Genomic DNA, 13,165 nt, shown 5'->3' on the forward strand with positions numbered 1-13,165 from the left:
AAAATCCCTCACACACGAACATCAGCCCTTGATTCCCGACAGTTGAATCCCTTCGATGAAGTACGTCTCCGCATACAGAAACAGCAGAACCATCGGTGCCATGTAGATCATAGATGCGGCGAACGCCAGGCCCTTCTCGCTGCTGATATTCGATAAGTAGACAGATAAGGGCTGTCTGAGCGGGTCGTCCAGGAAAATAAGCGGCTGCTCCACCATATTCCAATAATCGACGAATAACAGAATCGTCAGAGCGGCCAGGCCCGGCTGGACCATCGGAACAATAATCGTATAGAAAATCCGCAAGTGTCCGGCCCCATCCATCTTAGCCGCTTCAATATAGGCATACGGGATATCCAGCATGAACTGCCTGAGCATGAATACTCCGAAGGCGGCAAAAATTCCGGGCAAGATAATGGCCCCCGGGCTATTTAATAACCCCAGCCGGTCAGCCATAATATAATTGGGCACCAGCGTGACCTGAAAGGGCATCAGCATCGTCAGGACATAGACCAGGAACAGGAATTCCCGGCCCCGAAATCTCAGCTTGGAGAACGCATAGGCCGCGAGCGCGGCGATCACCGTCTGTCCGGCAATGATCGGCACCACCAGGAATACTGAATTCCAGAACATCGACAGGTACATCGGGCTGTCCATCAGCACCTTGCCATACTGCTCCAGGGAGACCTGATCCGGCAGCCATTTCAGATTGGCGAACGGATCGCTCCTGCCTTGAATGACAGGATTCATCTGTCCGATGGGGCCGTAATTGATCCCGATTTCGCGGCTGCTCATGAACGAATTGATGAGGGTCACCCCGATCGGGAACAGCATCAGGAGGGCAACCGCCCCCATCAGGACGGTTAACGTCAGCTTTTGTATGACTTTACCAACTGCCAAGACCTCTTTCACCTCTATTCCATATACCGCCGGTAGCGGCGTTCCATAGCGAACAATCCCAGCACGATGATCAGAATGCCGCCGACCATCAGGGTGGATGCAGCCGTCATCTTCTGAAGGTCGAGCGACAGGAACATGTTGTTCATATAATGCTGAAGCATATAGATACTGTCATGCGGGTAAGCTCCGGCAATCAGATACGTCTCCCGGAAGACCTTGAAGGAATTAATGACCGACATAATGACGACAAAAAACATCGTAGAGGTTAAATAGACCAGCGTAATGCTCCGGAACTGCCTTAGACGGCCGGCCCCCTCAATCTGGGCGGTCTCGTAATAATCCTTCGGAATCTGCTGCAAGCCGGCCAGGAACAGGATCACGTTATACCCGATGTTTTTCCAGACATACATCAGCATGATTACATTCCGCGCAGCCTCCGTCTTCATCCAGTCCACCCGCGTCCGGCCGAAGCCGCTCAGCCAGGCATTAAGCACCCCATTCCAGTCGAACAGGATCTGCCAGACCAAGATAATCGAGGCTACAGGCACGACCAGCGGGAGTACGTACGCAGTTCTCAGCCATTTCTGAAAATACAATTTCCTGTGCAGCAACAGCGCTAGTCCCAGCGACAGCACAATCAGCAGGGGAACACTCACCATACTGAAGTAGAAGGTATTAGAGGCCGCCTTCCGGAAGGATTCGCCCGCAATGACCTCCCAGTAATTATCCAGTCCCACATAGTGGCCCCCCACCGTGCGGTCCATGAAGGAGTAGAACACGCCCATGCCGAACGGAATCAGATAGAATAGGGCGAACCCAACCACACTGGGTGCCAGAAATAACCATGCAATCGATGAATCTTTACGGGCCCAATTCTTCAAGTTGCTCCCTCCCTGTACTCAAGAATAGGCTCAACTGTTTAAGAACAAGTCGGGTAAAGATTAAAACTTTCTTAAATTGTCTCCACCACATAGCAAAATAACCCCACAAAGTGGGGCTTTAGCGTAGGTGATGACTCAGGTACTTTGCGGGGACCCCAAAACATCAAAAAAGCCGCGGACGGATGTATTATCCATTCGCAGCTCTTGCAAGGCACCGCATACTTTACTTCAGGTCGGCAATCTCCATGACCTTATCCTTGAACCGGTACGTCACACTAACATTCTCGATAACCGCTGTGTCGTCGTAGGCCAGGGAGCCCTCGAACGCTAACGTGTCATTATCTTTCCACACAAGTTGACTCGGATAGCTGTAATTCTCATGATCCGGGCGGACCCAGGTATCCAGCTTGCGCTGCGCGCCGTGTCTGATCCTAGCCGACTCTACCAGCTCCGGGCTGATCGTCCCCTTCTCCACATTCAGGATCTGCACGAATTCACTTTTGTTAGAGCCGGTGACCACTGCCAGGAGCTTCCGGTCCGGTGACGGGAGGATTTCCTTAATGTACATGGAAGGGGCCGCGAAGCTGAAATAGGGTTCAAGCACATCATCTTGTATGCGCCACAGTACATTCTGGGTACCGTAATCCGAATAGTTGTTGAATAAGGCGAATACGATGCTCCCGTCGGCCATTTTGTGGAGATACGGACTCTGGTAGCTTTTCGACAGGATATCTGTGGCAAAAGCAGCCGCACCCGCGATCTTCGGAGAATCATCCTTCAGCAAAGGCTGAAGCTTCTGCAACGCCAGCTCCCGCGCCTTCGGATCATTGAAGCTCTCCACCAGCCGGTTTACCGCAATGTAGACATGTTCATCGTTGCCGCTGGCTAAGGCTTGGAGGAATTTGTCCGCCTGATATTGCGCGGGAGGTGCCAACTCCATATCCTCCACTGTTAAATAACGGATGTAGGGCTCCTCCGTTTTATTTCTGGTGTATTCTGTGGCGAGCAGCACTGTAGAAGTTGAGCTGTACACGACCAGACAGGCGACCAGTGCGATCCATCTTTTGGAGAACCGGCCTCTCCTGCCCCTTCCTCTTACTCCGCTGTGTTCGGCCGCCGCAATCAATTCCTCGTCAATCAGTCCGATCTCCTTATACAAGTCCTCCCGCTTCATAGGTGAACGCCCTCCTGGTCTAAATGAATTCTAAGCTTGTTCCGGGTCCTGAACAGGCTCGACTTCACCTTGCTGCTGCTCATATCGAACCTGCCGGCGAGGGATTCTATGGAATCCGCATACCAATACCGCCTGATGAATAAATTTCGTGTGCCCTCCTCCAGCCCGTACAGAAATTCGTTGATCAACCGCGCGGTTTCACCGGCGGCATACTCGGTCTCCACCGTCTCTGCTGCGGGCAGGCAGTCCTCCAGCTCCTCCAGAATCACCTCAAGCTGGCGGCTCCGCTTCTTGGCCGTATTATACCCATACTTATCGAGCGCGATATTGCGGGTGATCCGCCCCAGGAACACCGGCAGCCTCCTCGGCTGGTTAGGCGGAATAGCATTCCACGCAGCCAGGTATGTATCGTTCTCACACTCTTCGGTATCGGAAGGGTTCGCGACAATGTTCCTGGCGATCGCCCGGCAGTAAGCACCATATTTGTTCCGGGTTTCCGTGATGGCCTGCTGTGAGCGCTGCAAGTATAGCTGAATGATTCCCTGATCTTCCATCTGCTAGTTTCTCCTTTAGCATCCTCTTATCTATATAGTAGAGAATTCCGGGTAACGGTTGCACTTATACGCTAATTATTTTTAGCACAAAAAAATCCTGGCACATAAGCATCACTGCTTACACACCAGGATGGGGATATAAATCTCTTGTTAACCGAGGACCGGCGGTTTCAGCTCAGTGGTGCTGTCATCCTCTACGTCTGCCGGTTTAGTAATTACCTTAATGTCCACAATCAGGGTATCCGTCAGCTCCGTATCGGCCCAGGCTGAGCCGTCCCATATCTGCTTGCGGTAGATAACGGTTATCTTGTAATCACCTACAGCAGACGGAACATATGCAGCCTGATACACATCATCCGTTACGGTGAAGACGCCTGCCATACCTTCCTCTGTGGAGCTCCAGGCCTCCGGATGATAACGTTCATCTCCGGGGTTGGCAGGTACCAGGCTCTGGTTATGGCCTTCGGCCGTCAGGGTAAGTGTTTCCCCTGCAAAAGGGCTGCCCGGGCTAACGCTGAGCCGGTTGCCTTCAGGCGTAACCGTTTCATACACATCGAGGGTTACCGTCTTAAGCGCACTGGCCGTCACCTTTTGTATCCCTGTAACACGGGCATTATCGAACACCGCATTCTGGGAGGTTGTTCGGAAGCCGATCTTCCCTGCAGTTAATTCCGTTTGCGGGTTCGTCCATTCGAGCTTTAACTGGCCGTCCACAAAGCCTAGAATTCTATTCCCTTTGATGACCGCCTTCAGGGTATACCACTGGCCCGCAGCCGCATCGGCAAAAAGTGAACTGGACACGGGGGTCAACGTTCCGTTTACTGCCTTGAACAGCTCCAGCTTCTTGTCGTTGACATTGATCCGGTACATGTAATAGTTGTTGGCGTCCTGCACCCGGAAGAGAATTCCGGCATTGGCATTCGCGATGGGAACCTTCACTTTGGCTTCCATAGCAATATCTTGCCATGAATCCCCGGCTGTAATGAGCCCCGCCCCATTTCCTTTTGTCTGGATCAGGGCTTTCGTACTGCCATCTGTGGTTACACTCCAGGTCCCGCTGGCAGCCGTCCAGCCCGTCGTATTCCCATCCTCAAAGTTATCCGTGAACCGGACGGAATTCGGATTGGCATCAATCGGAGTCTCGTCCACATCTGTAACCTGAATCGTGAAGCTCTTCTCCAGAGACAGGCCATTGGCGTCAATGCTCTTCACCCGGATGCTGTAGCTGCTCTTCGCTTCATAATCCGGCGTAGTGCGGAGGGTCAGCCTGTCTCCCTGCGGGGCAATGGAGAAGCTGCTGTTATCGGCGTCTCCTTGCCCCGGAACCAGCGCGTAAATAAAGGTCTGGCCCGCATCCGGATGTGCTGTAGTGAAGGTGCCCACTACACCGCCTGGAGTAGTCAGCTCCGGCACCTGGGTAGCGCTGAGAGTGATATCCGTGGGCGGATTGTGAATGGCGGTCACCTTGGCATCATCATACCAGACCCCGGCTGAAGTGGTGCGGAAGCCGATTCCGCCCGAGGTTAATTCATTGACCGGATTGGTCCATGTTGTCTTCAGCACTCCGTCCACATACCCTTTGATAGTGTTGCCCTGGACCGTCGCCTTAAGGGTATACCATTGGTTCTTGACAGGCACGAACGAGGTGTTCGAGACCTGCGTCAACGTTCCGGCTACAGCCTTGTAGAGCTGCAGCTGGCTTGTGCTGGCATCAATCCGGTACATATAGAAGTTGTTCTGATCCTGCACCCGGAAGACAATGCCTGCGTTCTCGCTTCCATTAATGAGAGGCAGTCTGGCTCTGGCTTCATACGTGTAATCTGTCCAGGATATACCGGCCTTGGCGGTAATCAGCGCCGTCGTGGTCTGGCTGGTGGACAGCACCCGGTTCCCTGTTCGATCGGTTACCGCCCAACTGTTGGCACCTGAAGCCACGGTCCAATCCGGGAGCAGCCCGGAGGTGAAGTGATCGCTGAACCAGGCCTGATCCGTATTCGCGAAGACTACCCCGCTTACATTCTCATTCTTGATGCTCACCTTCAGGTCACTGAGATTCTTCGCCAGCGTTCCTTTGACCACCACATTTTCAAAAGTTACCCCGTTCACCATCCCGCCTCTGGTGGGATTGCCCTGAATAGGGGAATCTCCTCCCGTCTCGCGGACATTGATGTTCCGGAGAATGACATTGCTTACATCACCGGATGTACTGGTGGAGACCCGCAGCCAGTAATTGCCGAACTGGTTGATGCCCACCCGTTCAATATCGATATTCTCGAAGGTCACATCCTGGGCCCAGCCTTCGACCGGGAGCGGATTCTCTGTATAGGCATGATCCACCAGCAGCGCCCGCGCGCTTTGATAGACATACGAATTGCGGATGGTTACGCCAATCTGCGGCGTGCATATGCCCATCCCCAGCTTGAAGGCGGCGCAGCGTGTCCAGGCGAAGCAGTCCTCAAAGACCACATTCTCCAGATGCTCGATGGCTCCCGGCCAGTCCTTGGACATTCCTTTCTGCGGCCAGGTCTTGGTGGAGAAGGTATCGTCATCCGAGATGGCAAGGGCATGCTTCACCAGCACGTTCTGGCTCTCGTTAATATCGATGGCATCATCCTCAAGCGTAAATAAATCCTGGTATCCCTTATAGTTGGTGATGGTCACGTTATCGGAGCGGACCACCAGGAACGCCCAGAAGCCGCCGTCCCGCAGGGTTAACCCGTCGAACTTGAAGTTGCTGGTCGCCATCGGCACCACCAGGTTATTGATGAATCCCTCTCCCTGCTTATGGGTTGCAGGCGGGTTGGTCATCTTGCGTTTGCGCATTTCTATCCCTTTTCCGTCGATCGTTCCGCGCCCCCGCATGGTGATATTCACGGAATTGGTGGCGGTGCGGATGAAATAGGTTCCATCCGAGATCGAATCCTTGCGGAAGTCATTCCGGTAGTCCTCGCCCCGGCCTGTACCGACGATGACTGCACCCCCGGCCAGATAGAACGTAACATTGCTTTTGAGGGTCAGATTGCTGCTCTTATATACGCCCGCCGGAATATAGACGATACCGCCTCCGGCCTGATTGGCAGCATCAATCGCCTGCTGGATGGCGCCCGAGGTGATCGTTGCCCCCGTCTTGTCTGCGTTGTACGGTGCAGCGGTCACATTGTAGATTCCCGGGCCGGAGGACGCGGGGATGTCTGTCTCCAGCGGATCGGCGGCGATCACGAGTCTTTTGCGGCGCTTGTCCGGGTCCTTCTCATTCGGGTCTTCGTTCGCAGGTGCATTAATGTCGACGATCACATAGGTAGAGGCCGACAGGGTGAAGGTCAGCTTGTTGCCGTTGACCGTTCCCGTGATGTTCTTGGCCAGCGGGCTGATCGAATACGAGGTGATTGGCTTGTCTGCCGTCACCTCAAGGCTAATGGTTCCTTCAAAGGAGAACTGGGCATAATCATAGTCGGGTAAATACTTGACGACGGGGACCGCCTCATTGTTCACCTTCAACGAGTAAACAGAAGACGGAGTATAGATAGACGGCATCGGGTAATTCTGGATGGTTGCCGGGCCAGCGGCGGCCACCTGCGGCACCGGTTCCGTTCCCGGTTCCGGTTCAGCCGCACCGGCGGTCTGCGGGATGAACCCCGTGAATGCGACGGCAAGCACCAGCAGCAATCTCAATACTTTGCGAGTAAGCATAAATACCTCCTCCAGATCGATTTGGCTCCAGGCAACCGCTTTCAATTTCCAGCAGGATACATAGAGTCATTCCTTACTATAATCCCGGGCCAAAAAGAAAGGAGGGTGGCAAACCCACTCTCCAGGGACACAATTATACTGTTCTGCACCATCTGTTAACCTTAGATGTTATGCATTAGATGAATGCTTCGAAACGCCCCTCTGCATTTACTGTCGCTGTCTGCGGATCCGTCTGGCCGATCCCCTTCAGGAACCCCTTCCACTCGGTCCTCATCAGCGGACCCTGGACATTCTGGAAGGCTGTGCTTACGTCGGTGGAAGTACTGCTGCCGGCTTTGCGTGCAAGCTGAACCTCCAGCAGCCGGATCTGCCGCTGCAGCTGCTCACGGCGGTAGGGCACGGCCTCGCTGCTCTGTCCCGCGTTCACCCGGTCCAGCTCCAGCATCAGCCGATCCCGCTGCTTCTCCAGTGAGCTGACATCGCTCTGTGTGCCGCCGTAGGCCATGATGACCTGTACCGGACTGATTCCTGATACACTCTGTCCTATCATGATCCATCCCTCCAGTCCTTGGGTCCCGCCGCATTCCGGATGATCGTGCCTGTAACGTTTCCGCGCCGGGATTGCTGTGGCTACAGTTAAAGCTTCTATATCTGTCTATTACCCTGCCTCTTCCGGTATGACTACAGCTTAGCCGCTGGATGACTCTAAAATCTATCAAAAAATCCCAAAAATACAATTTACATAATATGTTATATATGGTATCCTTATGGTGGATGCGCTTACATTTTATGCCGTAAAAGAAGAGCTCTGCTTCATAGAGGGACATAAGAGGACGGATGAATCAGGTTTGGCCTAATCTATTTAAACTAAGGAGGATATGTGAAATGAAGAAGATGATGACTCGTATTGCCGCTTTGGCTCTGACGGCAGCGCTGATGCTGCCCGCTATGTCCTATGCCTCGCCGGTAGCCGAAGAGCAGGAGTTGAGCCTCTCTGCGGATGCCGCTGCGGCTATAACCAGTACCATCACTCCCGCTCCGCAAGGCTATGACGGATACCGCAATAATATTCCCCACGGCAACGTACAGCAGATTTCTTATTATTCGACTACCGTAGGTAAGTCAAGAAACGCAATGGTATACACCCCTCCGGGCTATACCCCTTCCAAGACCTACAATGTTCTTTACCTGCTGCACGGCATCGGCGGAGATCAGAACGAATGGCTGAACGGGATGAATCCACGGAACATTCTGGACAACCTGTACTCCCAGAACAAGCTGGAGCCGATGATTGTCGTGTTCCCGAATGGCCGCGCGATGGCGGATGACCGCCCGATCGGCGATATTTATGCACCGGACAAGGTAGCCGCCTTCGAGCGGTTTGAATTCGACCTGATCAATGATCTCATTCCTTATGTCGATTCCCACTTCCCGGTATACAAAAACAAGCAAAACCGCGCCCTGGCCGGCTTATCGATGGGCGGCGGCCAGACGCTGAACTTCGGGCTCAAGCATCTGGACAAGTTCTCCTGGATCGGCGCGTTCTCCTCTGCTCCGAATACGAAGCCGGCCTCACAGCTGATCACGAATCCGGCGCAGACGGCCAGCCAGCTGAAGCTGCTCTGGCTCTCCTGCGGTGCTTCCGACGGCCTGCTGTATATCAGCCAGAACTTCCATAACAGCCTAACCAGCATGAATGTTCCGCATCTGTGGTATCTGGATGTCGGCGGACATGAAGGCAAGGTCTGGAGCAGCGGACTGTACCAGTTCTCGCAGCGGATCTTCAAGTAATTTAGGTCATAGGCTGCCCTCTCCCGATCCGTTATGGTTGGGGGAGGGCAGTTTTTCTTGATAAGGCCCGGCCAACTTTAAGGAGGGCAATATGGCGAATGCGATAACGGATTACTATGATTCCTATGATGAAGAAGGAAGGCTGTCCAGGGATAACGGTCATCAGATAGAATGGATCACAACGATGGCCTACTTCAAGAAGCTGTTTAAGCCGGAAGCCTACATTCTTGACGGCTGCGCAGGGACAGGGAATTACTCTTTTCCACTGGCAGAATTGGGGCATAAGGTTGTAGCTGGAGATCTCGTTCCTTATCATGTAGATATCCTAAGAGAGAAGCAGAGCAAGCATCCGGTATTGGCCGATATGTATGCAGGAAGCATCACGGATTTATCCCGTTTTGACAGTGAAACCTTTGATGTTGTTTTGAACATGGGAGCCTTTTATCATATCGGCAATGAAGACCGGCAGCTGGCCGTGGCCGAATGCCTGCGCGTGCTGAAGCCGGGAGGGCTGCTGGCAGTCTCATATATTAACAATGCTGCCGTTTCGTTATTAAGCATAGGCGATAGGTTAGGAATATGGATGATGTGCTTACCTGGCATACTAACCAGACGAAAGATGGTCTATTCCTACATATGTCCCCCTTGGAAATGGAACGCATAGCAGCGGCCTATCACACAGAGCTTGTGGCCCATATTGGAACAGACGGCGTCGGTTATCTGTTTGCCAAGCACATCAATGAGGCACAGCAAGAAGATTTTGAACGCTGGCTTCAGCTTCATCTGCGGACCTGTGAGGACAAGAGTCTGCTCGGGTATAGTTTGCATGGACTGGCTATTTTGCGAAAATGATAGAAATAGACCTACCATTTGGCCCGCGCGCCCACGCAATGCCGAATGTGATCGGTTTTTCGATTACATCTGGCCCGCGCGCCCACGCAACGCCCAATGTAATCGGTTTTTCGATTACATTCGGCCCACGCGCCCACGCAACGCCAATTGTGATCGGTTTTTCGATTACATTTTGATCGATGCACTCGCCAGAGAGCACAAGAAAACTGCACGCTCATCGCGTGCAGCCCTTCTCAAGCCCTCTTATGGTGTGCCAACACGTAACCATGCTGCTGGAGTTTTCCTCATGAAATGCTTCTCTACCGAAGCAAGCACTACATCATTCCCCGGTAAAGCGACCCTGTCTATGGCTTCATTCACCGGCAGCCATTCATAATCACTATGCTCATGATTAAGAATGACATCCTGGTCGTCATTCACATATCCCACGAACACTGGTGCGACGTAGATATAGTTTTCTTTTGCCGAATAGATCTGGTCGAAGGTATTGGAAGTGTAGAGAGTGACTTGGGTAATCCCCGTCTCTTCCCGAACCTCTCTTAGTGCAGCTTCCCACGCTTGCTCCCCTTCTTCAATGCCCCCGCCGATATAGCACCAGGCATCCCTGAGTACCGAACCGGCCCGCTTCAGTAACAGGACATGATGACCAGAGGGTGTATTCTTCAGCAATACTACGGCAACACCTGTACAACGTATGGGAACTTCTACGTTCGTCTTATTCATAATTGATCCTCTCCGCCGTTATATCTCCACTCTATCCAAGCTCCGTATAGATCTGGAACGTCACCCCGAACTTGTCCGTCAGATCGCCGAAGCCGGGGCTGAACGGCTCCTCCCGAAACGGCATATTGACTTGACCGCCCTCCTGCAGCGCATCAAAAATTCTCCGTGATTCCTCCACACTGTCCGTAGTAACGCAGACCGTTACCCGCTTCCCGCTCTCAACTGGCGTACCGCCGGGAGTATCCGAGAACATCAGCTCCGTGCCGCCCACCTGGACCTTGGCATGTGCCACCAGACTCCGCACCTCATCCGGGAACGTGTCCGGGAGGTCCGGCATATCACCGTACGTCAGGATGGAGAGGACTTCGGCACCCATAGTCTGTGCATAGAACTGAATAGCCTCCCGCGTGCGCCCCTCCAGGGTAATGTAGGGAGTAAGTTTGATTGTCATTGTGTGTTCCTCCTTAAGTTCGGAATGGTCTCGCTTGTGCGATTCATTAGTATAGACGTTCCGGCCGCGGCAGAATCATCGGTGTTCCGGCAATCCGAAGCGAATAAATAATTCAGCATCTATAAAATGATGAACATGCGCGATCTTCCCCCCGCTCAGCTCAAGCACATGAATCGCCCACGGAACCAGCAATCCATCTTCTCCAGAGGGAACATACTGGGCAAATGCGGGCCGGTTCCCGTTCACCTGGACGGGCACCATCCGTGATCCCACACAGTGACTGCGTGTGATCTGGTAGAAGGCCGCGAGATCCGCGCCGCCCTGCACCCACATCGTAAATGGCGGCATCGACAGGCTGCCGTTCTCCTGGAATAGGTCTAACAACGCAGCAATATTGTATTGTTCAAAAGCCTCCACGTACCGGGTAATCAGTCCTTCGTCCACTTCATTATCATCAGCCTGCAAGGCCTCGGACCGGAGCTGTGCCTTGGCCATGGCTGCCCGTGCCCGCTGCATCGCGCTGTTCACCGCTGCCACGGTCATCTCCAGTGCCCCGGCGGTCTCGGCTGCCGACCACCGGAACACCTCCTGCAGAATCAGCACGGCACGCTGGCGGGGCGGCAACAGTTGAAGCAGTGCAATGAAGGACAGCCGGAGGGTCTCTCTGCTGACCAGAATATTACCAGGGTCATCCACATAGCCCGGAGCGGGCCAGATCCAGGAATGCTGAGGCAGGCTCTCCCTAGGCTCCGTAACGACAGCGGCCGGTTCCGAGAGATCCATCGGCAGTGCCCGCCGCTTGGCGCTCCTTAGCCGATCGAGACAGACATTGGTGGCAATCCGGTACATCCAGGCTCGGAGAGAGGCCTGCTGCCTCATCTGCTCCTGGTGCTGCCAGGCCCGGATCATGGTATCCTGGACGGCATCCTCCGCCTCGAAGATGGAGCCCATCATCCGGTAACAGTACCCTGTTAGCTCGGAGCGCATGTCCTCCAGCCCGTCCAGGGTCTCGCAGGTCTCATGGTTATGATTCACTTTAGACAGTCTCTCCTTCATGACCCGTCCAGCTCTCCCTCCATGAACTGTATGAGGTAGCGTTCAGGCTGGGCAAGAAATTCCGGGAAGCTGCACAGATCCGCATACGTCTGATGCTCCAGATCATAGCAGCCGAGCTGCCCCTTCTTCTGCGGATTCCAGACCAGCACAAGACCGGAGTAATTATCGATATCGGCAGACAGCCGCAACAGCTTGCGCCGGCCGGCCTTCATCTGAAGGGTGTCGGTGAAGCTGAAGAAGTCGATGTACCCGATCTTATATTCATTCGGGGCCAGCGTCAGGCGCAGCTCGTCCCCTGTAAGGAAGCGGACCAGTTCATCCGGCAGTTTATATTTGGCCAGCTCGTATTTCTTGTTCTCCACATTATGAACATCCGGCGGTTCCAACGCTTTCAGGTATTCCGCCATAGCGGCATGCTTGCTGCTGACCGCAATCGTATACGGCCGCTCGCCGTCCTTCTCCGTCATCATAAGGTCCGCACCGCGTTCCACCAGGAAGCGGACCATGTTCAGATTGCCCAGCCGGGCAGCCACTGTCAGCGGCGTCGCCCCGTAAGGATAGACCATATCCGGCTTGTTGTAGTTGATATCCACTCCCTGATCCAGCAGATAGGTAAGCGTCTTCAGATCATGGTCCGAGGCGGCTTGCCGCAACACGGCACCGGCATGTTGCCGGATGTCCAGACCCAGCTCATGGATCAGCGGGATATTCTTCTTGTTGCCGTAGTAGGCCTGTGAATAAGCGCCCGATCCCGTCCGGTTCAGCAGGTCCAGCTTCGCGCCCTGTGCAGCAAGGTATCGGACCAGTTCCTCCTTGCCGTAACGGACCGCCCTCAGGAAGGCCGGATTCTGAGGTACATTCAGCTTCGCGCCATGCTCCACCAGCAGCTTCACCACCTCGGTCTGCTGTGTGATAATCGCCAGGTCGAGCGGGCTGACTGTGGTATGCTTGCTAAGCTCTAGCCCCGCTTCAATATCCCAGCCTGCAGCAATAGTCGCCTGCAAGGCCGGAACATCCCCCTGATAGATCTGCATCGCCCGCGCCGGCAGCACCTCGAATTTCCCTATGTCCTTCAGGACAATCATCCGCACTCCTC

Annotated in this window: 13 protein-coding genes; 3 read left to right on the plus strand and 10 right to left on the minus strand. The window is 53.9% G+C overall.

What is annotated here, in order from left to right; genetic code table 11:
* Positions 1 to 21: 21 nt before the first annotated feature.
* The 6 genes from NYE26_RS30275 to NYE26_RS30300 form a co-directional block, all read right to left on the minus strand.
* Positions 22 to 897 carry a carbohydrate ABC transporter permease gene (locus tag NYE26_RS30275; protein WP_339252374.1) on the minus strand — a complete coding sequence of 292 codons (876 nt, stop codon included), beginning with the start codon at positions 895 to 897 and terminating at the stop codon, positions 22 to 24.
* Positions 898 to 911: 14 nt separating this feature from the next.
* Positions 912 to 1,778, minus strand: a complete 867-nt coding sequence (locus tag NYE26_RS30280; RefSeq protein ID WP_339252376.1) for a sugar ABC transporter permease — start codon at positions 1,776 to 1,778, stop codon at positions 912 to 914.
* A gap of 223 nt (positions 1,779 to 2,001) precedes the next feature.
* Positions 2,002 to 2,952: a hypothetical protein gene (locus tag NYE26_RS30285; protein WP_339252378.1), complete on the minus strand. Its 951-nt coding sequence runs from the start codon at positions 2,950 to 2,952 to the stop codon at positions 2,002 to 2,004.
* Complete coding sequence (locus NYE26_RS30290) at positions 2,949 to 3,506, minus strand: sigma-70 family RNA polymerase sigma factor (RefSeq protein ID WP_076080690.1); 558 nt, start codon at positions 3,504 to 3,506, stop codon at positions 2,949 to 2,951. Before NYE26_RS30290 ends, NYE26_RS30285 begins: the two co-directional genes overlap by 4 nt.
* Before the next feature lie 150 nt (positions 3,507 to 3,656).
* On the minus strand, positions 3,657 to 7,196 hold the full coding sequence (locus tag NYE26_RS30295; RefSeq protein WP_339252381.1) for a family 16 glycoside hydrolase: 3,540 nt from the start codon (positions 7,194 to 7,196) through the stop codon (positions 3,657 to 3,659).
* 175 nt (positions 7,197 to 7,371) lie between these two features.
* Entirely contained in the window at positions 7,372 to 7,746 is a 375-nt protein-coding gene (locus NYE26_RS30300; protein ID WP_339252383.1) for a hypothetical protein, read from the minus strand.
* A 335-nt stretch (positions 7,747 to 8,081) separates the two neighbouring features.
* Here NYE26_RS30300 and NYE26_RS30305 point away from each other — a divergent pair, with 335 nt between their 5' ends.
* The 3 genes from NYE26_RS30305 to NYE26_RS30315 all read left to right on the plus strand — a co-directional run bounded on the left by NYE26_RS30305 (position 8,082) and on the right by NYE26_RS30315 (position 9,839).
* On the plus strand, positions 8,082 to 8,987 hold the full coding sequence (locus NYE26_RS30305; RefSeq protein WP_339252385.1) for an alpha/beta hydrolase-fold protein: 906 nt from the start codon (positions 8,082 to 8,084) through the stop codon (positions 8,985 to 8,987).
* A gap of 91 nt (positions 8,988 to 9,078) precedes the next feature.
* Positions 9,079 to 9,651 carry a class I SAM-dependent methyltransferase gene (locus NYE26_RS30310; protein ID WP_339252387.1) on the plus strand — a complete coding sequence of 191 codons (573 nt, stop codon included), beginning with the start codon at positions 9,079 to 9,081 and terminating at the stop codon, positions 9,649 to 9,651.
* Complete coding sequence (locus NYE26_RS30315; RefSeq protein ID WP_339252389.1) at positions 9,639 to 9,839, plus strand: hypothetical protein; 201 nt, start codon at positions 9,639 to 9,641, stop codon at positions 9,837 to 9,839. The genes NYE26_RS30310 and NYE26_RS30315 overlap by 13 nt, the downstream gene beginning before the upstream one ends.
* 243 nt (positions 9,840 to 10,082) lie before the next feature.
* Here the strand turns inward: NYE26_RS30315 and NYE26_RS30320 are convergent, their stop codons facing one another.
* From NYE26_RS30320 to NYE26_RS30335, 4 genes are all read right to left on the minus strand, one after another.
* Positions 10,083 to 10,562, minus strand: a complete 480-nt coding sequence (locus tag NYE26_RS30320) for an NUDIX domain-containing protein (RefSeq protein WP_339252391.1) — start codon at positions 10,560 to 10,562, stop codon at positions 10,083 to 10,085.
* A 31-nt stretch (positions 10,563 to 10,593) separates the two neighbouring features.
* Complete coding sequence (locus tag NYE26_RS30325; RefSeq protein ID WP_339252393.1) at positions 10,594 to 11,013, minus strand: VOC family protein; 420 nt, start codon at positions 11,011 to 11,013, stop codon at positions 10,594 to 10,596.
* Between the two features lie 75 nt (positions 11,014 to 11,088).
* Entirely contained in the window at positions 11,089 to 12,069 is a 981-nt protein-coding gene (locus NYE26_RS30330) for a sigma-70 family RNA polymerase sigma factor (RefSeq protein ID WP_339252395.1), read from the minus strand.
* Positions 12,066 to 13,154 (minus strand): ankyrin repeat domain-containing protein, encoded by a 1,089-nt coding sequence (locus tag NYE26_RS30335; RefSeq protein ID WP_339252397.1) that lies wholly within the window; start codon positions 13,152 to 13,154, stop codon positions 12,066 to 12,068. Before NYE26_RS30335 ends, NYE26_RS30330 begins: the two co-directional genes overlap by 4 nt.
* Positions 13,155 to 13,165 lie beyond the last annotated feature (11 nt).

Origin of the sequence: Paenibacillus sp. FSL P2-0136 (assembly GCF_037975325.1) — a bacterium.
In the GTDB taxonomy this organism is placed as follows: domain Bacteria; phylum Bacillota; class Bacilli; order Paenibacillales; family Paenibacillaceae; genus Paenibacillus_AQ; species Paenibacillus_AQ silagei.

What these genes read in the sequence shown, in the direction of transcription:
- NYE26_RS30285 (WP_339252378.1), bottom strand. Translation starts at nt 2,952, where the DNA reads ATGAAGCGGGAGGACTTGTATAAGGAGATCGGACTGATTGACGAGGAA.
- NYE26_RS30290 (WP_076080690.1), bottom strand. Translation starts at nt 3,506, where the DNA reads ATGGAAGATCAGGGAATCATTCAGCTATACTTGCAGCGCTCACAGCAG.
- NYE26_RS30295 (WP_339252381.1), bottom strand. Translation starts at nt 7,196, where the DNA reads ATGCTTACTCGCAAAGTATTGAGATTGCTGCTGGTGCTTGCCGTCGCA.
- NYE26_RS30300 (WP_339252383.1), bottom strand. Translation starts at nt 7,746, where the DNA reads ATGATAGGACAGAGTGTATCAGGAATCAGTCCGGTACAGGTCATCATG.
- NYE26_RS30305 (WP_339252385.1), top strand. Translation starts at nt 8,082, where the DNA reads ATGAAGAAGATGATGACTCGTATTGCCGCTTTGGCTCTGACGGCAGCG.
- NYE26_RS30310 (WP_339252387.1), top strand. Translation starts at nt 9,079, where the DNA reads ATGGCGAATGCGATAACGGATTACTATGATTCCTATGATGAAGAAGGA.
- NYE26_RS30315 (WP_339252389.1), top strand. Translation starts at nt 9,639, where the DNA reads ATGGAACGCATAGCAGCGGCCTATCACACAGAGCTTGTGGCCCATATT.
- NYE26_RS30320 (WP_339252391.1), bottom strand. Translation starts at nt 10,562, where the DNA reads ATGAATAAGACGAACGTAGAAGTTCCCATACGTTGTACAGGTGTTGCC.
- NYE26_RS30325 (WP_339252393.1), bottom strand. Translation starts at nt 11,013, where the DNA reads ATGACAATCAAACTTACTCCCTACATTACCCTGGAGGGGCGCACGCGG.
- NYE26_RS30330 (WP_339252395.1), bottom strand. Translation starts at nt 12,069, where the DNA reads ATGAAGGAGAGACTGTCTAAAGTGAATCATAACCATGAGACCTGCGAG.
- NYE26_RS30335 (WP_339252397.1), bottom strand. Translation starts at nt 13,154, where the DNA reads ATGATTGTCCTGAAGGACATAGGGAAATTCGAGGTGCTGCCGGCGCGG.